This is a genomic window from Thioalkalicoccus limnaeus (assembly GCF_041197575.1).
GTDB classification, from domain to species: Bacteria; Pseudomonadota; Gammaproteobacteria; order Chromatiales; family Chromatiaceae; genus Thioalkalicoccus; species Thioalkalicoccus limnaeus.
This window is the reverse complement of the sequence record NZ_JBDKXB010000036.1, coordinates 1-24,741: the sequence shown is the minus strand read 5'-3', so window position 1 is coordinate 24,741 and position 24,741 is coordinate 1. Positions and strand designations below refer to the sequence as shown.

The window sequence follows — 24,741 nt, the reverse complement described above, 5'->3', positions numbered from 1 at the left end:
TGCTTCGCGACGGCTCAACGCGCTGGATGGTATCCCGGAGCTTAGGATCTCAGACGAAGCGAGAGATTTAGCCAGAGTAATGTTGAATGACGGATCCTTCCCGCCAAAGGCCCAAATCGACGCGTTGCATGTAGCGGTAGCAGCAGTCAATGGTATCGACTATCTACTCACCTTGAATTGCACACATATAGCTAACGCAGTCATGCGGCCCAGGATCGAGCGAGCTTGTCGCGAAAATGGCTTTGAACCCCCCGTTATTTGTACTCCATCAGAATTGCTTGGGGCCTAGAACGATGTACCAAGACCCGATAGTTGCTGAGACCCGCGCTTTGAGGGAGTCGTACGCAGCGGAGCATGATCATGACCTGGACGCCATTTTCGAAGACTTGGTGAGGCGCCAGGCTGAGACAACCAGAAAAGTTGTATCACGTCCGCCCCGCAAGCCAGTGGCGTTGATAAACATACCGGCCTCAAAGAGGCTGGCACACAGCGACAAAGACGCCCAACCAGCGCACAAGCCCGACCGCTTGCCGGCCAGCCGCCGCTGACGCGCGCGGCTGGCCGGCAAGCGGCGGGCTGTGCGTGTCGTTAGCAGTGCACAGCCCCAAATGATGATCTGAGTGACTTATCTGATGACCGAGTCGGTTTACATCGAATCTTCCATTGTCAGCTATCTTACCTCCCGTCCAAGTCGGGACGTGGTCATCTCAGCTCGTCAGGTAATCACCGAAAACTGGTGGCTAAATCAGAGAAGCAACTTCGATCTTTTCGTATCCGCTTTGGTGATACAGGAAATTTTCAAAGGAGATCAAGATACGGCCGAACGTAGACTTAACGCGGTTGCGGATATTCCCTTGCTAGGAGCATCCCAAGATGCTCTGCTTCTTTCTGAGGCATTGCTTATCAGAGAAGCCGTACCCAAGACCAGCGAAGAAGATGCGCTCCATATTTCCATCGCTGCCGCATCCGGGATCGATTTTCTCCTTACCTGGAATTTTAGACATATCAACAACGCCCATACTAAAGCCGCCATTAGCGCGGTAATTGAGGCTTACGGTTTTGTTAGCCTCGTATTATGCTCTCCGGAGGAACTTGGAGCGGAGCTATGAAAGAAGATCCAATTGTCGCTGAGATTCGGCGCTTCCGAGAAGAGCATGCCGAAAAATACGGTCATGATCTCAAGCGTATAGTTGAAGCTTTACGCGAATATGAGGCTACATCTGGCCGGAAAGTCGTTTATCGTGAGCCGCGTCTTTTGCTGAAGAAAACAGGCAGCTAACGAGCCGGTCAAGCCGACCCCGCGCGGCCGGCGTCGTGGGCTATATTTCAGTGTGGTGTGGCGCGCGGATCGGCTTACCGCAACGTTAGGCAGTCACTGTCAATCGGCGCGAAATCTTACTTTGGAGGTAACTACTCGCCCCCTCTCGCCGGCTAGCCCGCCCGGCAGGCCCACCGAGCGCTTGTAACCGGCAACTGGCCGGCGTTATTGCGCGGCCGGGAGCGATCGGCTGAGGTCTGAGCGCAGCGGGTTGTCAGCGAAGTGCTGCTTCCACAGCCGCGGGGTCAGCAGGTGGACCTCGGAGGCCGGGTGCTGGTCGATGCGCTGGAGCACGTCGACGAGGTAGACGTAGGGGTCGATGTCGTGGAGCTGGCAGGTGACGATCAGGCTCTGCAGGGTGGCCACCGCCTCGGCGCCGACCTCGGTCCAACAGAACAGCCAGTTTCGGCGTCCCAGCGGGATCGGGCGCAGGGCGCGCTCGAGGTGGTTGGTGTCGATCGGCACGTCGGCGTCGTCGAGGTAGACGCTCAAGGCCTCGCGCCGCTCGAGCGCATAGTGCAGGGCCTTGGTCAGCGGATTGCTCGGCAGGAAGGCGGCGCGCTCGACCTGCTCCTCGGCCCACGCGAAGAAGGCCTCGACCAGCGGCTTGGCGTGGGTGAGGCGATAGGCACGCTTGGCCTCGCCGCGCAGGTCGCCCTCGCGGATGGCCTTCTCGTGAGCATAGAGGGCGCCGATGCGCTCCAGGGCCTCGGCCGTGGCGGCGGGCTCGATGTCCTTGGCGCGCTCGAAGGCGCGCCGGGTATGCGCCCAGCACTGGGCATGGGTGAGGCCCGTTTGCTCGGCATAGCGCGCATAGGCGCTGTAGCCATCGCTGATGAGCACCTCCCCGTCGACCCGGTTGCCGCCCAGTCCCTCGCGCACATGAATCGCGGCACGCGAGGGTCGGTAAAGGAAGACGATGTCGCCGCCCCCACCGTCATCGGTATCGCCCCAGATCGGCCAGAAATACCCCTTCTTGAGCTTCCCTGGCCCCTGGCGCCCGGCCTTGATCGGCGTCTCATCCATCGCCTTGACCCGCGCGGCGCGGATCCCGCTCAACTGGGCGGCCGCGATCGGGGCCAGCAGCAAGGCCACGGCCAGCACCTGCTGAGTCAGCCACTGGCGGCTGACCTCGATGCCGGCCGCCAGCAGGCGCCGGTGCTGGCGATACAGCGGCAGGTGATAGAGGAACTTATCCACTACCAGCCCGACGAGGAAGCTGACATCGGCCCGCCCGCCTTCGAGCACGCCCACCGGGGCCGGCGGACAGTGCAGGCTTTGGCCGTCCTTGCGCTTGATCAGTGGGCGCACGTACTTGAGGATGACGTAGCTGCCCGGGCGCTGGGCAAGGCGGTGGCTGATCTTCTCGCCGATGACCTCGTAGTCCTCGGGGGCGAGTCCTTCGGCCTCGGGGTTGGGCACCACGATGACCTCGACCGGGACCCGCTCGGGGTCGAAGAACAGGGAGGCGTCGTCGTCCTGCTCGGTCGTGTCGCGCGAGGTGCGCCGCCGATGGGCGCTGACTGGCGCGGTGGGCGCCGGCGCCGCGTCGGCCGGGCCGAGGCCCTCGCCGAGGGCCATCTGCTCTGGCGGCGGCAGGACAGGACGACGCTCGGACTTCTCGCCGAAGATCTGGCGCTGAAACCAGGCCACCTGCTGCTCGAGCTGGGCGATGCGCGCGAGCAATTCCGCGCGCTCGGCGGCCCACTCCGGCGGGGCGTCGACGATGTCACAAGCCGCTGCTTTCATGAGCAAATTCTACCAAATTGCGGTTCTCTTTTCAGCTTCTCGTGCATAGCGCAAACGCCGTCGCGCCGGCTCGATGCCCTCCAGCAGCAGCCGCAACCCGGTGACGTCGAGCTCCTGATCCTGGCGCCGGCGCCAATCACTGATGAAGCGCCCGCGTTCCAGGCGCTTGCACCACAGACAGAAGCCGCTGCGGTCCCAGTACAGGACCTTCAGATAATCCCCGCGGCGGTTGACGAAGACGAACAAGTGCCCCGAAAGGGGATCCTGAACCAATGCCGGCTGGGTCAGGGCAATCAGACCGGTGAAGGACTTGCGCATGTCGACCGGGCGGCCGTGGAGAAAGACCCGCACGCGACCTTCGGGGAAGAACATCACCCACGCCTCAGGCGCAGCACGACACCGTCCCCGAGGTCGAGCTCGAGGTCCCAGGATGCGGTATCCATCTTCACCGGCCGCGACAGCAGGCCAAGATCGAGAAACTCAGGCGCCTCCTCGCCGACATCGCCCTGCGGCGGGTTGCTCGCGCCCAAGCGCTTGCGCCACAGATAGAAACTCGCGGTGCTGATCCCCTCGGCCGCGCAGAAGGCGGCGGTACTCAAAGCACTGCGCTCAGCGCGGGAGATAACCGCTTGCCAGTCGGCGCGGGTGCGTCGCACACGGGTGGTCGTGGTCATGGTGGTCTCCTGTCGTGATCGATGACAGGAGCCATTGTCCGCATCGCGCGCCGGTATACCCACCGTGACGAGGCCATGGCTCGAGCCTTCGCCACCGGCGTCTACACGATGCAGGAGATCGCCGCGTTCTTCGGCGTGCATTACTCGACGGTGAGCCGCGCCGTACGACGCCTCAAGGCCGAACCAGACTGCAACGCGCCGGCAACCTCAAGCAAGCAAGGTGCTTGAATGCAAGACCTGGCCCCTTCGCCCCGCGCATTGCCCCCGAAATGGTTAGGGCCTACGTGCCCTCGCTTCCCTCTCCATGGCGGGAAGCGGATGAGGGGCCCTGTGGCGATTAGACGCCTCCGAGCCACACGACTCCGCTGTGCGTTGTCGTTGATACGGTTGCCTCCCTTTCTTACAAGACGGCGGACACTGAATCGCGATAATGTGAAAGATTGTCCATATGACATGAACGCCTTTGAAAGTGGCTTCTACAAAGTTATATGCCAAAATCGCAACCAGAAAGCCCATTCGTAGGCGGGCGAACTCCTCATCCTGTCGGAACTGCTGCGTTATCCTGCGAAATGTCGAGACGATAAGACCTACAAGAATGAACAATCCAATTAAGCCCAGGTTTAGATACGTTTCGATGTAGCCATTGTGCGCCTGGTTGGGCCTCCACCACCATTTTTCCCAAAGGGTCATTTGACGAACCCCAAGCCAAAAGCTTTCAAAGCCCGCACCTAGGAGTGAATTCTCGACAAGCCCCAGCACGTCCTCCCAGAGTACGGTTCGATCTGTCAAAGTCGGGTCTCGCCCAAGCATCTCGATAATCCCCGCATAAACACCGAACGTGCTCTCGATGATCAAAGCAGCGAGAATGGTCAAAACAGCATACGCCCCCAAAAACCGTTTGTTAATAGCATCCAGACCGAGCAAAGCGATAATACCAACACCGATAACAAGCGTTACAAGGGCCGTTGCGCTCCCGGCCATCTTCAACAACCACAATGCGATTCCAAGAAATACCACACCGAGCACCAACTCAAGAAGCCGGCGTTCTGCTCCAAGGCGTCGGTAGATTGTAATTACGTGCCAATAGAAAAAGATCCCGAAGATCATGCAAAGATATCCGAGCTCGCTTTTGGTTAATGCAACGCCGCGGTTAAAAGCCAGCCCTGACCAAGGGTCAAAATTCCGCCCGATTTCCGGGAAATACTTAATAAATAAGACAGATAACGGCATCATTATGTAGGCGCAGCGTTTCATCACGATACGCAGCGCCCTGTTGGCGTCCGGATCCGTAAGGATGATAAGAGCCATTATAGGATGACCCAAGACCTTGATGTAACGCTTAAAAGCGATAAATGAAAAATCGGACCAGAGGATGGACAAAAAACTATAGAGAAAGAACGCCACCAACCACCAATTTTTCCGCATTAACTCATGCCAGTCAATGCGACGCCGGATCAGTACAACGCATCCAGCCACAATCAGAATAGAGAAGTAGAGCGCATCAATAAAGCTTCCGTCGCCCGCCGTGGCAGCCGGAGCTTGCCCCAAGTCCATCCACTGCCCAACGAATCTCGAGCCAGCGATAGTGATCCATAATACAGGTAGCCAGAGCGCGGAACTGACTCTCTCTCCTTTCCTCCCCTCCCAGAGGAAGAGGGTCATGATGAAAGCGAGAGTGAGGAGGGCTGCTAGGTTCGGTGACATGACAGTTGCTCAGAGCGGATCCTTATGAAAATAGACCTCAGTCGGCTCTCAGAGTCAGAATGGCGTGGTGCAGGCGTGTCCGGCGAACATACTCAAGCGCTGCGCCACTGTGACCAACGCTACGCCTGATTCGCCTCGGTCTAGAAGTTTGCCAAACACCGGGAAGAATCTCCACGCTGAGCCCACAGCCCCACGCCTCCAGTACGCTACTACCCGCGCCTTGCGCGCCGAACCCCATCTGACGTTCGCCACTGCTCCAGTTGCGGCGTTATATGCTTTCTGGCCTAGCCCTCGCCCAATAGCGAGCACATCCCTGCCCAGCATTTCGACTTGGCACATATGTGGTAGTTGCGTGGACCTTGCGCACACCAGCTCTGTAGCGTCACGCGAACTCCGGCGCCACCAGGTACAGCTTTGACGAGGTGACCGCAAAGGCCAAAAATAAATCCGAGCGGAAGAGAGGGTCGTAGATCGCGAAGCTTACGCCCGGCCAATCGCGGTTACAGAACGCATCAACTGCAATCACCCCTTCCCAGGTCAAAGTGCGGGCGGCGAGATCCAGATCGTGCATTACAACCCGATAGAGGTGGCTTCCGTCGACGGCAAAAAACTGCATCTACCCCCAATCGGTTGCAGGATATCCTCAGCACAGACATCAAGAGACGACCTCTGGAATATCCTCTTTTCGCTTCGCTCGATGCCCAATCGACGTGCATTCATGTATAGCGCGCGGTCACCGCCAGCACTCTCGGTGCTGTAATTAATCTCTTCATCTTTGACAAGGTCACTAGGAAGCCCACACTCATCGCTCCTGCAGGTAAAGCCAAAATAGAAGACAGACGACCATGTTGAGCGCCAATTTCACAGAGATTTCCCAGGATTTCGCTGCTGGCTTGGTGATTCAGCAGTGTGGCGACAAGTCTCATATCGTCCCGAGTTAAGCATCCTTGGGCATCAATTTGGAAGGGGCATCAGCTTTCCGCTCTCGGTCGTCGGTTCACCCTCGCAGCCTGTCGAGATTTCGCTGGCGAGGCCCAAAATTGTTCGCCAACCCACGGTTTTCGGTTGCGCCATGCGAAAACAGGAGCGCCGAGTCTCGGCGAGAGTCCCAAATTTCGCGTAGCGCCGCCCCAGCAGGGCAAGCCCGACAGCCTCCCCGAGGGCACGGATTCGCCGAACGTCGCCACAGGTCAGCCACCTGTCAGCGCCTGCCGGGTAGGGAGTTCAAGCTGGCTGCTTTCACGCCTTTTCGATCGCCCCGCTCCCGTGACGGAGAAAGGCCGACCAAAACTCCGCAACATATCGAACTTGAAGGAAAATTAGTCTTGATAGAGCGGAACATGGGAGCAACCAAGCAGATTGAACATCCTACCCGCTGGAGAAGCTCGCATAGTGAAGCGCCCGAGCGCGCCAGAGGTCGTTGGCCGTTCGACCGTCCGTCGCGAGTCCCCCGGACTTGGCAATGCGCGTCACCATATCCCAGTACAACCGATCGTAGCCGGGATCGCGAGCGCCTCCGAACACAATTGGGTGCCACACTACGGATGCACAGCCGCCTTTCGTCCTAAGACCGTCCAGCACGGATCCAATCACCGATTCCGCCTCCTCCGACGAGAGATTCAGATAGCCCGACAATGTGGCGTCCATGAGGAAGAGACTGATCTCGACAACGTCGTACGGCCGGTCCTCGGCGAGACAATACGGAAAGTACGGATAGGAAAACCCTGCTCGGGGACCGGGTTTGTCCGGAAAGCCGATGGACATGTCATAGCGAATACCCGCCCTTTCTTGCGCCGTGAATAACGTATCGTAGTCGAACGACAAGAAGTGCTGCCTCGAACCGCGGGGACGGGCGAGGCGCGTCGCGAGAAGATCGGCCTCGGCGACGTACCGACCGACATGCTCGGCCGAATGGTAGCTTCCGTGCAAACAGAGGTCGAAGCCCTCTTCCATAATAATCTTAAGATAATCGCGAACCGCGTCATCTTGGATCGAATAATTCACGTCGTTCGCATGTTCCTTAGCAACTGCCACTTGGAAGGAGGAGCGAACGCCAACCGACTTCTCGCGAGCGATAATTTCCGGAATACAGCCGTAGGCATCGCGGCCACTCGCAAGCGCTTTGATCAGCCCGCCGAGAGCGCCAATGGCCTCAACCGGTCGTCGGCGCCGGATCAGATGGCGAAGCAAGGTCTTCGCTCCCTGCCCAAGCGCTCCCACGATACCCATCGGGAGAAAGTCAACATCGTGCGAGAGGACAACGGCGTATGCACGCTTGTCTGGCCACAGCGTCGCCGAATATTCGCCTTCGCCCAACCGGGCCGCACGAACTCGGAGCGCCTCCAAGATTTCCCTGAGGTAGCCATCCACCACGTCTTGGGGCACGGACAGACGATCGAAAACGCTACCCCGAAAGAGGCGCCGATTTCCCGAGCGGTCCGCGCCGCGACGCTCTGCCCACGAGGCCAGAAAGTAGAACGCGTTGGCGACCAAGTCGGCGGCCACGTCTCCAGCTCGCCCAACTTCGCCAATTGACCCAGGCACGACAAGTCGGTGTCCACACCAATCCTCTGCCACGGCCGCATCGCTATGGCCCTCGAAGAAGGTCCAGGCGTCGGCATAGTGGGCAATCGCGACCCGGTGCGGCTCAGGTCGGCCCCAAGTTTCAATTGGTGCGTAGAGAAGCCATGGTGCATCGCGCGGCGGAACCGATTCGAAACGCAGCTCGACACCAGCCGCCATGAACAGCGTGTCGAAAACATACTTGACGCGCGGCTCCAAGGAACGCGCGCACTTGAGGACGACGGAGAGCGACTCTCGTGCCCCACAGCGACTGGTCGCGACAAAGTCACCGCGGGCGGCCGTGTCAGCGGATGGCCTATTCATCTCACGCATCGCCGCTTTCAGAAGAACCGGCCACATCCGCACCGTGTGCAGGAACCCAATCCCGCACCGCTTGGGAGCCCTCGATCAGCACGCGCTGCACCGCTTCGAGCGTCAGAACCGCGTGGATCTCGTTCACGCAGTTGCGCCGGCCACTAATGTGATCCTCGGCTAGGGATCCCAGCCCACACTGCGCCCAATAGGACATACGCCCCGTACGGGGATCGCTCAAAACCTCCCGGATATAGGGCGCAAGGTCCGTACGAAACCACTGCGAATACGCTAGAAACTTGTGGCGTCCGGCCACTCCACATCTCAATAGTCGACGGAACGCAGGCCCTAAGCCGGGCATCCACCCCAGATGTCCCTCGTGGTGCAGGTAGTCCAGCTTGAACGCCACCGCTTCGAAGAAGTAGCGGAAGCTCAGGGCACCCATTCGATCGCCTGGGATCAGACCTCTGTCGGTCGGGATCCGCGCCAGCTCGGGGTCGCAATGGGCAATGAGGTCCATCGCGGACTGCGGGGAACGGCGTGCAAGCGCTGGCGCCGCGTACGCAAGGCGGACCAATGTATTGTCTAGGTAAGGTGTACGCACAGTCAGCACTGCGCGAGCTGCCGCGAGAATTCCGAACAGATGTCGCGGGATCTCCTCAAATGCAGCCCGCGTAACAGGGTGCGACGCCGTTCCCGCGTTCAGCGCCCTCGCGACGCAGCCACGGAAGTCGTCCTGAAGAAGAGTTTCATGCAGGCCGAGCGGTTTGTAGGTCGACACGCCGCGTAGAATCTCACTGCCGTAGTTTCCAGTGAGCCGGACAGGGGCAAGGTCGCGGGCCACCCGGGAGAGGCTCACCTCATGTGCGGCGAGTGCACCTGCGCAGCCGTCGGTGACCCGTATCGTCTCGTCGAGGTGCTGCCCGAAGCGAGTCAGGAAATCCGGACTCAGACGCAGCACATGGTGTTCCAGACCACAGGCTTGTGAGACGCGCTTGCCGAGTGTCACATCCAGCGTTTCGCCCACCTCGGCGGCATAGGTGTAGCAGATGGCATTGGCAGCCCTCGGCCGGCAGGCCATGATCATCCTGGTGTCGAGCCCCCCGGTTATCGAAATCCCGACTCTTTCCTTTCCCGGAAAATACCTGGGAAGCAATTCTGCAAAGGCCTGCTCGAACGCCGCCAAGAAATCGGGCATCTTCAACGCTTCCTGATCTTCCCACTCCGTCGGAAGGAAATACCGCGCCCGCTCACTTGAATGGCCGTGATCGAACCGCCAAATCGTACCTCCTGGAAGCAGTTGGACGCCCCGAAACAATGTGCGCCCCCCTCTCACGCTGCCATACGCTAGAAAGTCCGCTACTCCTGCATCGTCCAGCGCGCGAGACTCCGGTACGACACTCAGGAGCGCCCGCGCCTCGCTTGCGAAGAGCACCATCCCCGGCTGCTCGCAGAAGTAAATCCGCTCACTGCCGTAGCGGTCGTTAAAGAGCACAAGGCTCTTGTGAATCGGATCAACAATGACACCCGCGAACAGCCCGTTGAGGGCTTGGACAAAGCCGTTTCCGTCTCGCTCACAGCTAGAGATCGGGTCCGAGGGTAAGTCGCACTCCCCGGTAAGAACGAGCCTAGCGGATCCACGGCGGACCAATGCCGATTCACGTTCCGCTTGCGAACCAGGGTGGGCCACCCAGCCGAGGTACGCGCCCATCTCCGGAAACAACGCGGTCCCTGACGCGAACCTCCCGCCCTGTTTCATTGATGCCAACATAGCGGCCAGCTGCCATTCGCAGGTGGCGCGCGCTGTTTGGCAGATTACGCCGACAATCCCCGGCACAGCCTCACCCCTCCACCTGTGACATTCTGGGCTCTCCGTTTCGACTCTTAGGTCGGACAACCGCAGCTACGAGAGGCGCGGGAATGCCCACAAGCCGCCGAACAAGGAACAACTCATGACTTGACGCGTCCATACCATCGGGCTCGTGCGCGTTTCAGCATGGCCCTAATGCTAGCGGGCACCATCGCGCGGAAACGGCGGTGCGCGCCGAGTCGCAATGCAAGCTCTCCTCGCCATGTCAGTGGTACATAGTACCGCGGCAACCGGGTCTCCTCGAATCCACAACGGCGCTTGAATTCGGACAAGGAGTCGTCCGTCCAATAGTAGTAGACTAAATGTGATAGATTGTGCGCCGCGCAGATCTCGACTGCCTTCGCCACCATCGCATGGTTCGGGGCTTTGTCACGGTGCGCAAGGCTCGAGATGATCTGCCCGGTTAGACCAAACCGCCCGGCATTCCCAAGCATCATGAACCCGACCATCTGTCCTTGGAAATACGCCCCCACCATGTACTCCCGGGAGATATAGCGCGAGAACTGGCGCCTGACGGTTTCAAAGTCCTTTCCGTAATGCCAAAACCGGCGCCCTTGCCTGATTGGACTTTCGTTAAAGATAGCCGTCATGCCTCGTACGAACTCGTCGTCATACAGGGTTTCCCGGACGACGAGCCCTTCCTTTTCTGCCTTGCGGATATGATTGCGCACACGAGACTTGATCTGTTTGTCCCACCAGTGCTGATAACTGGTAACGGGAAGGGACGCTACGCTTTCCCATTCGTAGTAGTAGGGATGAACAGGTTCAGTGTAGGGAGGCCGTTGCCAGAAGGTCAGCAGATCCGCCCTTAGCTCGCAAGCTTGCCTCAGTCCCGCAATGACCCCAGCTGGATTCTTAAGGTCCTCATACCATTCATCTTCGAGACAGGCAACCGTCAGCAGCCCCTTTCTGACAGAAAACAACTGTCCGCCGACCTCGATGCAATCGATTTGGACGGGAGTGCCATTAAGTATCGTCTCCTTCCGAAAAACGGAAGTCACCGGAAGCGGCGTGACGACTGGTTCGTTCATATGTCTACCTAGAGAACGAGAAAACGGCAAGCCTTCGGTCTTTCGCGCCCGTCACAGGTTCGGCCCCTGTGCCCTTGCGGAGCTCCGATGCCGGCGAAAGCCGAGGCGGCCAGACACGAGCCCCCGGAGTCGCGTCATCTGCTCCTGCCGGTGAAATGCCATCAACTGTGGCGATACCGCTCGTTCTTGTCCGCTAACCCAGTACCACATGTATCCGGACATCAACGCCAAGCCACCTACAACGTAAGGTTTCTTCGTGAGCTGGAAGGCGCTGCGGAAAAGCTGCCACAGCGGATGCCCGCCAAGGAAGTAGTCCTTCTTGCCATAGTGGAACCGCGCCTTGATCTCACTGCCACCAGCAGTGCCCATCTTCCTGTGATGGTTAAAGATGCGCTCACCAAACGAATAGGTCTCCCAGCCCCTCATTCGCGCCGTGGTTACCGCAACCCAGTCGATACCGCCGCCCTTGATGGGCACGTAGCCTCCGATGTCCTCGTAGCAGCTCCGCCGGAACATCTGGACCTGCCCGTTCACATGATAGACGTTGATGTAACTATCTTTATAGGAGTGGAAATTTCCCTCGATGTAGTGCGTGCCAGCAACGCCTAGACACTTGTTGCCCTCAAACTGAGTAAGGATATACTCAAAGTAGTCCGCAGCAAACGACACGTCGGCGTCGACGTTCCCGACGATGTCAAAGTCGAGATTCTTGACGCGGCCGTACCCAACCTCGAAGGCATTCACCTTCGCGGCGAAATCGCGTTCCTTCCGCTCCGGGAGACGCACAAGCTCCAGCCAAGGCCGTCCCTTCTGGTACTTCTCCACTAACTCGTCGGTGCCGTCGGTCGAGCCGTCGCTGACGATAACCCAGCGCTTGGGCAACACCGTCTGCGCCACGACGGAGCGAAGCGTGAGCTCAATGAACTCGGCCTCATTCCGGGCAGGCGTGATCAGTACGTATTCGAGAGCCATATTCGATCACCGTCCCATAGGTCTTGTAGCCTAGCCGGCGCCGATGAACGACTCACGGGCCTGTCACGCGGCCCGTCGCCGCGCAATCTGCGGCGCGCAACCACTGCTCAAGCAGAACCAGGCTGAACAGCATCTTGTGGTTGTCCTCCCGCTTAGACCGGTGCGCCTCCAAGAGGCGCCCGACTGCGGCGTGGTTTAGTAAGAAGCGGTACATAAGGGATTGCGGGTCAAGCAGGTATTCGCCCATCCGACTATCCACGGCGCCATGAAACCACGCATCCACAGCATCGACCGCGAAACCCCGCTTCTTCCTGCGCAGGATGGTAGCGGGCAAGAAACCTTGAGCCACCCGTCGATGCAGCCACTTGCGCTGCCCCAGCCGCACCTTGAACGAAGCGGGCAGACGCTCGACGTACTCCACAATTTCCCGATCGAGGTAAGGAACCCGCACCTCGAGTCCGTGGGCCATCGACAGCTTGTCCGCGTACATCAGCAACTCGTCCGGCAGTGAGGAGCGCAGCTCTAAGAGCTGGAAACCGCCGAGCTCATCGAGATGCTCCATCTCGGGTTCGAGCTCACCCCAGATCGCCCGGACGCTGTCGCCTGCCCCAGAAACTGACCAGCCCTCCTGGAACAGGCCGTCAACAGTTGCGCCTGGCATGAGGGAGAAGACACCTTGGTACCTGGCAACCCGCCCGCTCTCCGAGAGGGAGTGCACGCCCCGCTTGAGCGCCTCGCTGCGGGGTAAGCGCTGGATCCCGCCCTCCACGCCCATGCGGAGCCACTTGGGGATCCTGCGCCAGTAATGCCCATAAGTTACACCCAAGTGGCGCTTGTACCCGCCGAACAGCTCATCCGGCCCCTGACCGACGAGTGCGACCTTCACGTCCTGCCGCGCACGCTGACAAACAAAGTACATCGGAACGATTGAGGATGCAGCGACGGGCTCCTCGAGCACAGAGACAATCCTCGGTAGCTCGCGCTCGAATGCTTCGCGCGTGAGCTGTACCTGAGCATTCGCGGCCCCGAGCAAACCGGCCGTCTCCGCAGCATCCGTGAGCTCGTCGTCCCTGTAAGCCGCTTTCCCATAGCCGACGGTATAGGTTGGCCAGTGATCACCAAAGAGCTGTATCAGACCGAGAAGCAGGCCAGAATCGAGCCCGCCGCTCAGCAGCAGGCCGACGGGAACATCGCTCACCAGCTGGCGTCTGACCGCCCGCTTGTAGATTGCCAGGAGTTCCTCCGCAGCTTCAGCGTCCGTCTTGGGAGGGGAAAACGCCTCAGGCCGCGTCCGATACCAGCGCTCGACGCACCAGGTACCACCCTCGAAGATCGCGAGGGTACCAGCCGCCAGCTTCCGCACACCCTTATAGGGCGTAAGTGGTGACGGCGTATAGCGATAGCGTAGAAAGAGGTTGATTGCCGCTGGGTCGACCACCGGCCGATCGTGCATCGCCGCCAAGACAGGCCGCAGCTCTGACCCGAAGGTCACTGTGCCCCCGCTCACACGGTAGTACAAGAGCTTGATTCCCATCGCGTCACGGGCCAGGATGAGCCGCCTCGCCCGATCGTCCCAGATCGCTACACCAAACATGCCGTTTAGGCGCTCGAGGACTGCCTTCCCCCATCGCTTGTAACCGTGGACAATGACTTCCGTGTCCGAGCGGGTCTTAAATACATGGCCGTATGCCTCGAGCTCAGCACGCAGTTCCTTGAAGTTGTAGATCTCGCCATTGAAAGCCACCCAGACGTGCTGGTCGGCGTCGGACATCGGCTGGTGACCGCCCGCCAGATCGATGATCGACAAACGGCGGAACCCTAAGCCGAGCGGCCCCGAGATGTAGAAGCCCTCGTCGTCTGGACCACGGTGCGCAATCGTCGCCGTCATGGTGCGTAACGTTGCGCTGAGAACGGGCTCCCCGTTCACGAAGTTGAACTGCCCGCAGATCCCGCACATGCGCTAGAGCCGCTGAGCCGCCATTGCTGGGCTTCGTTCCTCAGCCCAACGTCCGCCGGGATTCTGCTTCGTGCGCGCCGCGGGATCTGGCTCGATGCCCTTAACCTCCTGCAGAGTGAACTGCATGAAGCACAAGCCACGGAAGAGTTGGGCTTGTGCCCAGCGGTGCATGGGCACGTTGTCCCAGCCCAGAAGGAGCCGGCGCGAGCGGAAGGAGCCATCAGGCTTCTGCCAGCGCGCAAAAAGATCCGCTAGGGTCGCATTCACCCGCTCATCCAGTTCCTTGAAACGCCCCCGCAGCAGCGCTCCAAGGTTGATACACTCCGCATAATCATAGAGCTCCTGCTTATACACTGTTAGCCGCGGCGCTCTCGAAAAAGGTCGCGGTAACCCTCGCTCATCGAAGAGGTTCTGAACGTAGTATTCTACACCTCGCTCAATCGCCTCCCCGCAGCCCGCGTGCCTTGTCGACTGCTCGATCTTCGCGAGCGCCTTGAGGACGAAGCAGGTGTGGAAATGGTCCACGAAGTTGCGCACTCCATCCATCGCGTAGAACCAGGACCCGTCCGGTTGCTGGGAATCTAGCACGAAGTTGAGGTTGCGCTCCGCGATCTCCCGATAGTCCGGCCGGCCGAGCTGACCAGCGGCGGTCAAGAGGAGAAAGGCACGATAGGCGCTCGCGTTGACAACACATCCGTTGTGATCAAACGGGTTGTATCCCACCGCGGCAATGTTTGAGCCAAGCACTCGGTCGGGGAAGTCCCGCGCTGCGTGCTCCGCGGTCGAGGCCATCACGTCCAACCAGCGCCGATTCCCGTCAATCCGATAAACGTAGGAAAACGCCTCGTAGGCATAGGGAGTCGTCGTGATCAGGGGTGTCCCGTTACTCATTATCCCGGTGCGGGTGACCCAGTCGAATGGATACCCCCACCCATATAGCTGATACCCTGGGCAACGCGCCTCCTCTAGCATCTCAAGGAAATGCACGGCGCGGTCGTAGTAGCCCCGATCGCCAGTCAGCTCCGCAAGGAGCGCAAAACCCATCGCGTAGTGCGCGTCCGCAATCGGGAACCGTTGCCTCTTCCAAAACATTTGCCGGGCGCTCGGAATAAACGCCTCAAATAAGATCATCGGCGCAACAGCGGCGACGCCGAGCTTCGGCCGCTGGTAATAAAACAACTTCGCTCTCCCTCCAAGCGGGCCCGCGAAGAAGCTCTGGTGATCGTATGACGTCTCACCGAATCTATCCAACCAGGCGACGAAATGCCTAACAGAATCCTCGATGGACTCTGCAAGCCGACCCTTCATTTCAGCACCCATTTTAAATCATGCCCTCGGCGAGCGAACAACGGAACCACGGCGGCTTATACCATCTCATTACCCACATCTCGTCTGCCCTTGGTCGCCAGGCGGCGCAAGTGCCTGACCGGCCCAACTAGGCAACCATCCAGGTCGCGGGCAGGCGACGCCGTGACCATCTGATGTGGCAAAACTGCCAGACTTTTCGTTAATGGTATGGGCTTATACGCCTGGGTTGGGATGAAAGAGTCTGAACCCTGGGCGGGGCTCTAAGAATCCACCCCGATCCTCCCACTCGCCTTCCGCGAGGGCAGAGCGGCGTAGACCTTACAGGAAATGTCCGCGACATCCTGCCAAGAGTACTTGGCATTCCCCCACGCGATGATATCTGGGCGCTTATCTTGCAGATTCTTGTAAAGGTCGCTCTCAAAGTACTCGAGAACTCTTGCTGCCAGAGCCGCGGGTTCCTCGGGCGCACAAACGAAGCCAGTGACCCCTTCCACGATGTCATCTCGAAATGACCCGATATCAGTCGCGATGACCGGAAGTCCAAAGCTATAGGTGAGAAACAAAAGCCCACTCTGAAAGATCGCCTTGTAGGGCAAGACAAGCACATCACCCGCCTTGAAATACAGCTCCACCTCCTCGTCTGGGATGTAGTCGATTCGCGAAGTGACCTGTCCCGACAAGCCCCAAGCGGAAATCTTCTCCTGTACGTTGCTCCAATAATCCCCGCATCCCTGTTCGATCCGCCCCGCTATAAGGAGTCGGTACCTTCGATTTCCACCCTGGAGCTGCCGCAACGCATCCACGGCGTACTCTAGCCCCTTATACGGCGCGATTCGACCGAAGAACAGGAGCACGCCCTCCTCCTGTTGGATACCCAGCTTCTTACGAGCGTCAAGGCCCGTCACATCGGTCCGAGGAAAAGCATTATTGATACCAAAGGGAATCACGCTTACCTTCTCCTCTCGGACAGCGAATTCCTGAATCAACTGCTCCTTCATCTGGGCAGTATGAACAAAAATGTGGTCCATCAAGCGATACAATAATCGTAGTGTAAAGCGATTGTAGGCACTGTCTTTGCCATCCCGCTTTCTCTCGTTGACATTGTGGGCCGTGAAGACGAGGCGCTTGCCCAATGCCTTGTAGACTGCGCTCATCGCCACTCGATCGACAAACCAGAATCGGTTAGCCCAAAGAACATGAAAAACTTTCGCTTCGGTCGTGGCAGCAAACTGCGCCAGAGACAGGTAGTAACTGACGGTACGTTCCACCTTTTCCAGGCGTGGCACGCTAGGGTTCGTATCGCCCCTCAGATTGAGGAACCGGACCCTGGAATCGCCGAGAATGCCAGCCCCCAAAAACTCATCGCTGCCCACTATATCGACCGAGAGCCCCTTTTCTAGAAGCGCCTCCAACAACCCTATGGCGTATGGCCGATCGCTGCCTCCCGTAAGTAACGCAACCTTCATCCTACGAGTTCCTGAACCGTGGCTTGATCTCTTCTGCGTGTCGAGGACGCGGGTGGCCGCTCCGAGCCCTGGCCGTGAAGCTTAGGGCACCAAGGAATCAAGCTCCCGGAACTCCTGCATCTGACGCCCGTTACGCTCGCCATCCAAGAAAGCAAAATCCTGCTCTGGATCGTAAAAGATGATCTGGCTCCCGGTGGACTCGAAGCGGAACGGCACGTGAATGAAGTCCTTCAGCTCCTCGCGCACCTGCTGTTGGCCGTCGGGCGGCACGAAGAGCACCATGAATCCGCCGCCCCCGGCACCAAGGATTTTCCCGCCAATCGCGCCAGCCCTGATGGCAGCCTCATAAATTCTATCCACATGGGTATTAGACACCTTTCCGCTAAATGATCGCTTGATGCGCCAAGACTGGTCGAGCAGTCGACCAAACGCCGTGATATCGCGATCGCTGTAGAGGGTCTCCATGGCTTCCCCAACAAGTCGAGAAAGCCCTTCCAGGTGCCGCCTCTTATCCTCGATGTTCTCGACATAGCTCTGTGCCACATCGGAAGCCGTTCGCTTGATCCCCGTGTAGAACAGCATTAGGTGTGACTCAAGCTCCCTGATGCGCTCCGCTGTGAGCGTAAGGGGCCTGACAAGGATCTCCCCGTTGGTCGAGAATGTAACATGGTTCAGCCCACCATAGGCGGCCGCGGTCTGGTCCTGCGATCCAACAGTCTCTTTCAGCACATCCTGCTCGATGTAAACGCTCTCTTCCGTCAACTGCGCTTTGGTGCGCATCTGACCCTTCAGGCCATACAGGGCGTGCAGCAGACCCACCGTGAAAGATGAGCTAGAGCCCATGCCTCCGCGCGCGGGCAGGTCCGCCACATGGTGGATCTCAAGCCCCCGGTCCCAGTTGAGATGCTGGAGCACGCCACGGACAGCTGGGTGGGAGATGTCTGCCACGGCGGCACAGTTCTCACTCCTAATGTAAGAGATTCGGAACCGGTGATCGAAAAACGGTGGGTAGTATCGGCACGCAAGGTAGCAGTATTTGTCGATCGTTGTGACCAATACGCTCCCCCCGTACTTGCGGTACCACCCGGGATAATCGGTGCCACCGCCGAAGAAGGAGATGCGAAAGGGCGTCCTACTGATAATCATGGGCCTACCCCGTATTTTTGTCGAACATATGCCGCTCGACCAGATCGCACAGGATGTGACCGATGGTAATGTGTGCTTCCTGAATATGCTGTGTACTCTGACTGGGAACCGAAATTACGACATCAACTAGGTCACGTAGTCGGCCGCCGCTCCCCGTCAAACCGATCATTCGCATCTTGAGTTTTCTTGCGGATTCGACCGCCTGAATTACGTTCTTGGAGTTGCCGCTGGTACTGATGCCGATCAGCGTATCACCCGGCGCTCCCAGGGTCTCCACCTGCCGGGCAAATATGCCGTCAAAGCCGAAGTCATTGGCATAGGCTGTCAAAAGCGAGGTGTCGGTCGTCAACGCGATCGCCTTCAGTCCCGGGCGTTTGAACTCCTGCGTCAGGACACTGACGAATTCGGCGGCGATGTGCTGACAGTCTGCCGCACTGCCGCCATTCCCGCACAGCATTACTTTGCCACCGGACTCGAATGAAGCGGACAGGAGCTGAGCAGCGCTCACGATTGGCGCCAGCTCGCTCTCTGCCAGCCGTTGCTTCGTCGCTGCGCTTTGCAGCAGGTGCAATTTAGCTATCTCGCTGAACTGGTCGGTGTTCACCCTGTTCAACCTCTCTTATGCGATTGGACGCCCGATTCTGTTGGCCGCCTGATCCAGATCTGCGACCACCCATGCCGGCTGCGTCCGTGCTGTGGATACGGTGTGCTGTCCATATCCGGTCAGGACAAGGAAGATGGTCGCACCAAGACGCCGCCCCATCTCGATGTCACAGTCCTTATGCCCTATGCCGAACCCATCTTCCGGTTCGAACCCCTGCTCTGCGGCTGCCGTGTGCGGTAACACCACATCAGGCTTGCGGCAGTCGCACCCCGCTTCCGGCCGATGGGGGCAACAATAGATCCCATCCAGATCGCCCCCTCTTGCCGAAGGAGGTCACTCAGCCGAGCATGAATCCGGTCCAGTTGAGGCACATCGACGAAACCACGCGCGACGCCGGATTGGCTGGTGATGACCACGAGCCCCAACCCGAGCACCTTCATCCTCCTCAATCCGGCTCCGGCACCCGGCAGCTGCTCAGCACCCGCTGGGTCCGCGAGATAGCGCCTCTCGGTGATGATCGTTCCGTCAGGGTCCAGCAGGACAAAACGGCGCCGGCTTTCGTTCGTGTCCCACAGCATCCGACAAAGAATCATTTGGTCTTCGCGTAGGCGTCGGACGTGCTCGAGCCCCGGTAACGCCCTCGCGCGGAGCCCGTAGAGCTCGTCCGGCAGTCGCGCGAGAAACATGTCTCATTACAGGGAGACTAACCCACAGCACGGAATCGAACGAAGAAGCGTCGGGTCCATGAGACACCCCTCGCACTGATGACTTTCGCCACGCCGCCGCCCTGATTCGTCGAGAATCGCAGAATGACCTCATCGGTTCCAACCTCGACGTTGCCTAAATGCTCCGTATCAGCGCTCTGGACCCGAGCTAGGGTAGCCGCTGGCTTCGCTGCGACGCGCGAGATATGTTTGCCGCCGGCTCACATCCGAAAGAAACGCCTCCGCCGCCGCGTAGGATTCCGGTGTACCGATATCCAAGAATGCCGAGGACGTCTCATAACCATAGAACTGACCCGCAATCCAGGTCGGGAAGACATCCCGTTCCAAAGACACGGGCCCCTCCGTCGGAATATCGCGCAACAGGCTCGTCTCGATGAGATACAGGCCGGCATTGACGAGTCCGGGCCCGGAATCTGAGGTCTTCTCATCGAAATTCAGAATTCGCCCCATAGCGTCCACCTGAACCCTACCGAACCGACTGGCGTCCGCCACTCGCGTCAACAGTAGAGTGGCTTTCGCACACCGACCCTGGTGTGCCTGATGAACCCCCCCCAAGTCCGCATCGCAATAAGAGTCCCCGTTCAGGACCAAAACAGTGCTTGACTCAATTAGGCCTGCAGCGAGACGGAGAGCGCCTCCGGTCCCCAACGGCGTCACCTCGCGGGAATATTGAATCCTAAGTCCGCCATATCTGTCTCCAAATTCTTCCTCAATCTGTTCGCCGAGGTATCCAGTACAGAGCACCACCTGCGAAAACCCCCACCCGGCAAGCTGATCGAGCAGATACCCCAGGAACGGCCGACCGGCAACCTCCGCCAGGACCTTGGGCTGGCCACTCACGACTGAGCGAAGCCGGGTTCCAAGTCCACCGGCGAGGATTACGCCCGTCAACTGCGCGCCGTCAGTCACATCACCAACCCAATCAGATTCTGCGCCAACATACCGAGTTCCATAGACCTACAATGCCTTCCGCCAATAATCCAGCATGTCTCTGAGGGTCACATCCAAAGGAATCTCCTCTCTCCACCCCGTCTCCTTCTTGAACTTGGTGCTGTCTCCGAAAATGATTGGCTCATCCGTCGGCCTCATCAGCGCCGGGTCTTGCTTTACTTCGAAATCCCTGTCCACCATGCCACGCAACATCTCGACAATCTCCTGGATTCGATAGACCGTAGATCCACTGAGATTATAGACTTCCCCTGGTGTCGCGAGATCGAGCGCCAGGTCGAACGCACGAATAACATCCCTCACATCCGTTATGGCACGCCGCGCATCCAGGTTACCCACCCTTAGGGTTCCACTGATATCGATACCCTTCTCAATCTCTACCAGCCGTTTGGTGAACTCCGAACAGACATCATTGACCTTACCTGGCCCAGTGGTATTGAAAATCCGCACAGAAACAGACTCGATACCGAAATTCTCGAAATATTGAACCGCAAGCAGTTCTTGCGATACCTTCGAGACGCCGTAGGGATGCAGCGGCCTGAGCACCCTTCCCTCTTTGACCGGTACGTCATCCTCGCGCACCATGCCGTACTCTGCGCTGCTGCAAGCATTGAGTATCCGACACTGGACGCCAACCGCCTTGACAGCTTCAAAGATATTCGTCGTACCGATCACGTTAGTCTCAAGTGTATACCAAGGATCTGCCCAGGACACGACCGGGTAGCTCTGCGCCGCAAGATGGTAGATCTTTTCAGGTCGAAACTCTTCCACCAGTGACCGTACTTTGTCCCGATCTCGAACGTCACACTCCCCCACCTTGCCTCTAACCGCCGTTCTCCCCACCTTCGCCGTGGGCGGGAAGTACGTCCCCAGCACCTGATGCCCGTTTCGCTCAAGCAAGTCGACGAGGTGGCTACCCATGAAACCACCAAACCCTGTGACCCAAACGCGAGACGTCATCTAAGCCCACCCCTGCCTATCTGCCAAAAACGGTTGCCTGCTCACCAGCGCCAACTTCGCACCGAAGGCCGCAGCCACCCATCAATACGAACCCGCGCGGACAGCTTCGCATTGGAAACAAGACGCCGCGCCTTTTTTGCTGCGGGCCATCCGAACATCGCCCGCACCGGGACATACTTCCAGCTCAAGGGCGGCACCGTCAGTGTCCCACCCAACTCCCCCGCGAGCCCGTATACTTGCCGCAACAAATCCTTCTTCTCTGGGTAGAAATAATCTAGCCAGGTTTGCAGGAGATGCACGCACGCTCGCCGGGTCCGCTCGCTGTCCTCGAGTTTTCGTAATTGCCGAATCCGCAACTGAAGGGACAAGAGTAAGGACTCGCAGCCACGCTGCGAAACGTCCCTACTCAAGCTGCCCGTGTGATGCTGCCGGTAATAAGCTTTCGCCTCCGGACAGAATCTGATCATTTCAGATGATGCCACCACCCGTGAAAAATACTCTCCGTCATCATCGAGAGTAAGGCGCTCGTCCCAAGGACCGGCTGCTTCCGCGATACCTCGACTAACCAACCACACGGCCGGATTCATCCAAATGTTTTCGGTACAGATGCGAAACAGAAACTCCGCTGGAGCAAGATCTTGCCACAACGAGTGAGGCCGGAATCTCGCCCTTTGCGGGTTAACGTGGAACGTACCGAAAGCCCCAGAAATCAGGACTCTCCCTCCGATACAGTTCCTGTACAATGTCACTTGGTGCGCGAGTTTGTCCGGTGCCAAAAGATCATCAGCGTCGAGCCACTGAATGAGATCACCCTGGGCGACCGATAGCGCGACATTCCTCGCTGCGCTTGCCCCCTTGTTCTCTTGACTAATGACTTTCAGGTTCGCTCTTTCGAAGGTTTTTGCAATTCGCAAGGTCTCGTCGCTTGACCCGTCATCGACGACGATTATCTCTTTCTTTTCCCACGTTTGGTTCAGCGCGGACGCTAACGTCTCACCGATATAGCGCTCGGCGTTAAACGCAGGGATGAGAATGGATACTAGCGTTCTCACTGAATCATCCGCGCCGTCGCACTCTATTTTCCATGTTCGCCTCCCACATCACAGTAGCAAACTAAGAACAAACAATGTCCTGGCTAGTACCGCCGGTGATTCTATCAGACTTTCCAGAGAAACTTGATGCTCTGACCCTGCCCAGTGACACCGGGTCACTAACAAGGCTGGACAGCTCCCGCGTGGTCGCGCCAGCGACAATTACCGGGTATCTTATTCTCAGCTTGCGCCCGCGCTGACAAGAAGGCGATCGAACACTCGTCGGCCCCGGTGACGCGCGAGGACGCAAGCCCTGTCGTCGTCCACAAGCCGCACCAGGATGATACTGACTGAGGATTCCTGAGCAGAGCCTGGGCAGATCCATCACCGCCTTACCGTCGACCCGGCGGAAGCCCTGAACGAGTGCCTCCTGACCCGCCGCAACCGACCGAAAGAAGACGTGCGCCCCAGTAACGAAACGACACCGCCTTGCCAGTCGGTCCCGAGGATCAGAGTGGAGTTGGGCTGTGCGGGGCATGACGTCAAAGATACCACCTTGCGCTCTGTGAAAGACCGCCGTTCGGCGGAGTAAAATGACGGTTCAGGCGATGCGTGCCTCGTTGTTGCGTCCGACCGCTTCCGTAACCTCGCCCACCCCACGGCTGCCCATACCCTCGCTGATGACAGCCAGCGCGACCTCGATGATCGAGCCGAGCAACCGGCCGGACTTAGCCTTACGAATGCCCGTTCGGACTCCATTGAAGGGGCATTTAGTGCGCAAACGATGCACATATCGGGAAGACGCGCAGTATTCCCGTCGCTTTGCCTTAATTCCGGACGCAATGCCGCTATGCGCTTTAAGTTCCACGCCAGGCAAACCAGGATCCAGTCGCCTCGAACCTTGTCCGGACCGCGGACGATGAACTGGCGGGACCCGATCAAGCACTTGATGATGCCGAAGGCCGGCTGGACCCGTTGTTTCTCAGCACGTCCGCGGCCCGAGCCGCTGTGGCATTCGAGCGGCGGGCCATGCGTTGCACGGGGGGTCGGGTCATACGCGCTCGATCCTGCGGCCGGGGTAGCACCTGGCGACCTATGCATTGTGACCTCGGGACGCTTAGGGGCCTGGAAAGCGCCGCACCTGCGCCGCAAATGTGGTTGTTCAGGCATGCGACAGGCACGAAGAGGTGCGCCATGAGTGGCGATACGAGCCGGCGGGCAATCGGTGCAGATCGCTTCCAGGAGCCGGTTCTCGCCGAGGCGGGACTGCCGGACCCGAATCGGGCCCGCCGGGTCACACTCGCCCTCCACGGCGCATCACGGGGTCGTCGTCCTGAGCAGCGAGGTCTTCAGCACCGGTACGCACTACCGGAGAGGCCCTGGACATGCCGGTTCATCGGAAAACAGGTGCAGCCCAACTGCGATTGTGCGTAGCATGATAGATAGCGGAGCGAAGTAACAGGGGTACCCGCGGGTGTAGCGCGCTGGGCGCCGGTCTGTACAGAGTGAGGAACGATGGATAACTTCGAACGCCCAGAGAGGCGTCTGGTGCGCTTCTTCAAGCGCTCGCGCGATGCCTGGAAGGTAAAGGCACCGGAGAAGCGGCAGCGCGCCGCGCATCCGAGATCCGACGGACCAGGCGTACTGAAAGGAGCACGGGGCGTTCCCCCCGAGGAGCCTGCCCGACGCGTGGCGCCGAGGCCCCCAATATGGCGTTGCTATACGGCCATGGTGATCCAGTGACGCTTCCGTTGCATCTTCGCACGGGCACCGGTCTGCGCGGTGTTGCGCGCGCGCAGCCTTTGCGCGCCTTGATCGGGTGGCGCTTTGCCGAGAGGGAGGCGTTCGCTCAGGCGCTGCACGGGCACAGCGGCATGCAGGTAGAGCATCTTGGCGAGGGCTTCTGGAGCTTGGCCGACAATGCGCAGGCACCTTTCCTCGGGGGCGGCGCCTGGCTGAGGGAGTTCCGTCGAGAGCTCCCGATCTACACCGAGTTAATGGCACCGACCAAGCGCATTCAGACGGCGCCCACGACCCAGGGGCTCGGCGCTGGGCCGCGCGCCACCCTCGAACACCTTACGCAACGCCCCGGCGCCCGCACCGCCGGCCTGATCGGACATACCGATCAGGAGGTAACCACAGCCCCCCAGGCAGACCTGTCGATCCTCCTCGAGAGTCGTCGCATCGCTGGTCGGGTGCCGGAAAACCTTTGCCGAACGCGACCTGCTCACGGAGGTCGGCCAGCTCATGCTGGCAGCCCCCACCTTGCTCATCGAACGGACCCCGACCTTGATCCCCGAGGCCCTCGAGCGGGCGCGCACCCTGGATGCCGAGCGCTGGACCAAGCCCCCTCTGGGCGACTCCCCGCTGCTTCACGCGGCGGCGCGCGCTCAGCACCCCAGAC

The 24,741-nt window shown here is 59.2% G+C and carries 23 protein-coding genes and 2 pseudogenes; 3 read left to right on the top strand and 22 right to left on the bottom strand.

Annotated features, from left to right (window positions below):
* Positions 1 to 620 precede the first annotated feature (620 nt).
* Positions 621 to 1,109, top strand: a complete 489-nt coding sequence (locus tag ABC977_RS16635; protein ID WP_369668401.1) for a type II toxin-antitoxin system VapC family toxin — start codon at positions 621 to 623, stop codon at positions 1,107 to 1,109.
* Entirely contained in the window at positions 1,106 to 1,279 is a 174-nt protein-coding gene (locus ABC977_RS16630) for a hypothetical protein (RefSeq protein ID WP_369668400.1), read from the top strand. The genes ABC977_RS16635 and ABC977_RS16630 overlap by 4 nt, the downstream gene beginning before the upstream one ends.
* A 204-nt stretch (positions 1,280 to 1,483) precedes the next feature.
* Here ABC977_RS16630 and tnpC read toward each other — a convergent pair whose 3' ends face one another.
* From tnpC to tnpA, 3 genes are read right to left on the bottom strand one after another with little or no spacing between them, the layout of a single operon-like run.
* Complete coding sequence (gene tnpC, locus ABC977_RS16625; protein WP_369668399.1) at positions 1,484 to 3,067, bottom strand: IS66 family transposase; 1,584 nt, start codon at positions 3,065 to 3,067, stop codon at positions 1,484 to 1,486.
* A gap of 9 nt (positions 3,068 to 3,076) precedes the next feature.
* A complete protein-coding gene (tnpB, locus tag ABC977_RS16620; protein WP_369668398.1) occupies positions 3,077 to 3,439 on the bottom strand; it encodes an IS66 family insertion sequence element accessory protein TnpB in 363 nt (120 codons plus the stop codon).
* Positions 3,439 to 3,741 (bottom strand): IS66 family insertion sequence element accessory protein TnpA, encoded by a 303-nt coding sequence (gene tnpA / locus ABC977_RS16615; RefSeq protein ID WP_369668397.1) that lies wholly within the window; start codon positions 3,739 to 3,741, stop codon positions 3,439 to 3,441. The genes tnpB and tnpA overlap by 1 nt, the downstream gene beginning before the upstream one ends.
* Positions 3,742 to 3,762: 21 nt before the next feature.
* Between tnpA and ABC977_RS16610 the strand changes: the two genes are divergently transcribed.
* Positions 3,763 to 3,969 (top strand): helix-turn-helix domain-containing protein, encoded by a 207-nt coding sequence (locus ABC977_RS16610; RefSeq protein ID WP_369668396.1) that lies wholly within the window; start codon positions 3,763 to 3,765, stop codon positions 3,967 to 3,969.
* A 45-nt stretch (positions 3,970 to 4,014) separates the two neighbouring features.
* Here ABC977_RS16610 and ABC977_RS16605 read toward each other — a convergent pair whose 3' ends face one another.
* From ABC977_RS16605 to ABC977_RS18340, 19 genes and pseudogenes are all read right to left on the bottom strand, one after another.
* Positions 4,015 to 5,403 carry an O-antigen ligase family protein gene (locus ABC977_RS16605; protein ID WP_369668395.1) on the bottom strand — a complete coding sequence of 463 codons (1,389 nt, stop codon included), beginning with the start codon at positions 5,401 to 5,403 and terminating at the stop codon, positions 4,015 to 4,017.
* A 424-nt stretch (positions 5,404 to 5,827) separates the two neighbouring features.
* Positions 5,828 to 6,061, bottom strand: a complete 234-nt coding sequence (locus ABC977_RS16600; protein ID WP_369668394.1) for a hypothetical protein — start codon at positions 6,059 to 6,061, stop codon at positions 5,828 to 5,830.
* Positions 6,062 to 6,161: 100 nt separating this feature from the next.
* A complete protein-coding gene (locus ABC977_RS16595; protein ID WP_369668393.1) occupies positions 6,162 to 6,371 on the bottom strand; it encodes a hypothetical protein in 210 nt (69 codons plus the stop codon).
* A 442-nt stretch (positions 6,372 to 6,813) separates the two neighbouring features.
* The gene (locus tag ABC977_RS16590) at positions 6,814 to 8,226 is read right to left on the bottom strand and encodes a polysaccharide deacetylase family protein (protein WP_369668392.1); all 1,413 of its coding nucleotides are present in this window, start codon (positions 8,224 to 8,226) and stop codon (positions 6,814 to 6,816) included.
* A gap of 106 nt (positions 8,227 to 8,332) precedes the next feature.
* On the bottom strand, positions 8,333 to 9,517 hold the full coding sequence (locus tag ABC977_RS16585) for an asparagine synthase-related protein (RefSeq protein ID WP_369668402.1): 1,185 nt from the start codon (positions 9,515 to 9,517) through the stop codon (positions 8,333 to 8,335).
* A 63-nt stretch (positions 9,518 to 9,580) separates the two neighbouring features.
* Positions 9,581 to 10,030, bottom strand: a pseudogene (locus tag ABC977_RS16580) (hypothetical protein); the annotation flags it as partial.
* Between the two features lie 239 nt (positions 10,031 to 10,269).
* Entirely contained in the window at positions 10,270 to 11,220 is a 951-nt protein-coding gene (locus ABC977_RS16575; RefSeq protein ID WP_369668391.1) for a GNAT family N-acetyltransferase, read from the bottom strand.
* 51 nt (positions 11,221 to 11,271) lie between these two features.
* Complete coding sequence (locus ABC977_RS16570) at positions 11,272 to 12,192, bottom strand: glycosyltransferase family 2 protein (protein WP_369668390.1); 921 nt, start codon at positions 12,190 to 12,192, stop codon at positions 11,272 to 11,274.
* A gap of 52 nt (positions 12,193 to 12,244) precedes the next feature.
* The gene (gene asnB, locus ABC977_RS16565; protein ID WP_369668389.1) at positions 12,245 to 14,149 is read right to left on the bottom strand and encodes an asparagine synthase (glutamine-hydrolyzing); all 1,905 of its coding nucleotides are present in this window, start codon (positions 14,147 to 14,149) and stop codon (positions 12,245 to 12,247) included.
* Positions 14,150 to 14,152: 3 nt separating this feature from the next.
* Positions 14,153 to 15,328 carry an AGE family epimerase/isomerase gene (locus tag ABC977_RS16560; protein WP_369668388.1) on the bottom strand — a complete coding sequence of 392 codons (1,176 nt, stop codon included), beginning with the start codon at positions 15,326 to 15,328 and terminating at the stop codon, positions 14,153 to 14,155.
* Positions 15,329 to 15,717: 389 nt separating this feature from the next.
* Entirely contained in the window at positions 15,718 to 16,923 is a 1,206-nt protein-coding gene (locus ABC977_RS16555; protein WP_369668387.1) for a glycosyltransferase family 4 protein, read from the bottom strand.
* Between the two features lie 81 nt (positions 16,924 to 17,004).
* Complete coding sequence (locus ABC977_RS16550; protein ID WP_369668386.1) at positions 17,005 to 17,871, bottom strand: GHMP family kinase ATP-binding protein; 867 nt, start codon at positions 17,869 to 17,871, stop codon at positions 17,005 to 17,007.
* A gap of 202 nt (positions 17,872 to 18,073) precedes the next feature.
* A complete protein-coding gene (locus ABC977_RS16545) occupies positions 18,074 to 18,673 on the bottom strand; it encodes a D-sedoheptulose-7-phosphate isomerase (RefSeq protein ID WP_369668385.1) in 600 nt (199 codons plus the stop codon).
* A gap of 15 nt (positions 18,674 to 18,688) precedes the next feature.
* Positions 18,689 to 18,916, bottom strand: coding sequence for an HAD hydrolase-like protein (locus ABC977_RS16540; protein WP_369668384.1), 228 nt, complete (start codon positions 18,914 to 18,916; stop codon positions 18,689 to 18,691).
* On the bottom strand, positions 18,856 to 19,251 hold the full coding sequence (locus tag ABC977_RS16535; RefSeq protein WP_369668403.1) for a hypothetical protein: 396 nt from the start codon (positions 19,249 to 19,251) through the stop codon (positions 18,856 to 18,858). The genes ABC977_RS16540 and ABC977_RS16535 overlap by 61 nt, the downstream gene beginning before the upstream one ends.
* Before the next feature lie 276 nt (positions 19,252 to 19,527).
* Positions 19,528 to 20,307: a nucleotidyltransferase family protein gene (locus ABC977_RS16530; RefSeq protein WP_369668383.1), complete on the bottom strand. Its 780-nt coding sequence runs from the start codon at positions 20,305 to 20,307 to the stop codon at positions 19,528 to 19,530.
* A gap of 48 nt (positions 20,308 to 20,355) precedes the next feature.
* Positions 20,356 to 21,306, bottom strand: coding sequence for a GDP-mannose 4,6-dehydratase (locus tag ABC977_RS16525; protein ID WP_369668382.1), 951 nt, complete (start codon positions 21,304 to 21,306; stop codon positions 20,356 to 20,358).
* Between the two features lie 41 nt (positions 21,307 to 21,347).
* A complete protein-coding gene (locus ABC977_RS16520; RefSeq protein WP_369668381.1) occupies positions 21,348 to 22,358 on the bottom strand; it encodes a glycosyltransferase family 2 protein in 1,011 nt (336 codons plus the stop codon).
* Positions 22,359 to 23,198: 840 nt separating this feature from the next.
* Positions 23,199 to 23,438, bottom strand: a pseudogene (locus ABC977_RS18340) (IS5/IS1182 family transposase); the annotation flags it as partial.
* Between the last annotated feature and the right edge of the window lie 1,303 nt (positions 23,439 to 24,741).

What these genes read in the sequence shown, in the direction of transcription:
- ABC977_RS16600 (WP_369668394.1), bottom strand. Translation starts at nt 6,061, where the DNA reads ATGCAGTTTTTTGCCGTCGACGGAAGCCACCTCTATCGGGTTGTAATG.
- ABC977_RS16555 (WP_369668387.1), bottom strand. Translation starts at nt 16,923, where the DNA reads ATGAAGGTTGCGTTACTTACGGGAGGCAGCGATCGGCCATACGCCATA.
- ABC977_RS16575 (WP_369668391.1), bottom strand. Translation starts at nt 11,220, where the DNA reads ATGAACGAACCAGTCGTCACGCCGCTTCCGGTGACTTCCGTTTTTCGG.
- ABC977_RS16630 (WP_369668400.1), top strand. Translation starts at nt 1,106, where the DNA reads ATGAAAGAAGATCCAATTGTCGCTGAGATTCGGCGCTTCCGAGAAGAG.
- tnpA (WP_369668397.1), bottom strand. Translation starts at nt 3,741, where the DNA reads ATGACCACGACCACCCGTGTGCGACGCACCCGCGCCGACTGGCAAGCG.
- ABC977_RS16570 (WP_369668390.1), bottom strand. Translation starts at nt 12,192, where the DNA reads ATGGCTCTCGAATACGTACTGATCACGCCTGCCCGGAATGAGGCCGAG.
- ABC977_RS16535 (WP_369668403.1), bottom strand. Translation starts at nt 19,251, where the DNA reads ATGCTGTGGGACACGAACGAAAGCCGGCGCCGTTTTGTCCTGCTGGAC.
- ABC977_RS16525 (WP_369668382.1), bottom strand. Translation starts at nt 21,306, where the DNA reads ATGACGTCTCGCGTTTGGGTCACAGGGTTTGGTGGTTTCATGGGTAGC.
- tnpB (WP_369668398.1), bottom strand. Translation starts at nt 3,439, where the DNA reads ATGTTCTTCCCCGAAGGTCGCGTGCGGGTCTTTCTCCACGGCCGCCCG.
- ABC977_RS16585 (WP_369668402.1), bottom strand. Translation starts at nt 9,517, where the DNA reads ATGCCCGATTTCTTGGCGGCGTTCGAGCAGGCCTTTGCAGAATTGCTT.
- ABC977_RS16605 (WP_369668395.1), bottom strand. Translation starts at nt 5,403, where the DNA reads ATGACCCTCTTCCTCTGGGAGGGGAGGAAAGGAGAGAGAGTCAGTTCC.
- asnB (WP_369668389.1), bottom strand. Translation starts at nt 14,149, where the DNA reads ATGTGCGGGATCTGCGGGCAGTTCAACTTCGTGAACGGGGAGCCCGTT.
- tnpC (WP_369668399.1), bottom strand. Translation starts at nt 3,067, where the DNA reads ATGAAAGCAGCGGCTTGTGACATCGTCGACGCCCCGCCGGAGTGGGCC.
- ABC977_RS16610 (WP_369668396.1), top strand. Translation starts at nt 3,763, where the DNA reads ATGACAGGAGCCATTGTCCGCATCGCGCGCCGGTATACCCACCGTGAC.
- ABC977_RS16595 (WP_369668393.1), bottom strand. Translation starts at nt 6,371, where the DNA reads ATGAGACTTGTCGCCACACTGCTGAATCACCAAGCCAGCAGCGAAATC.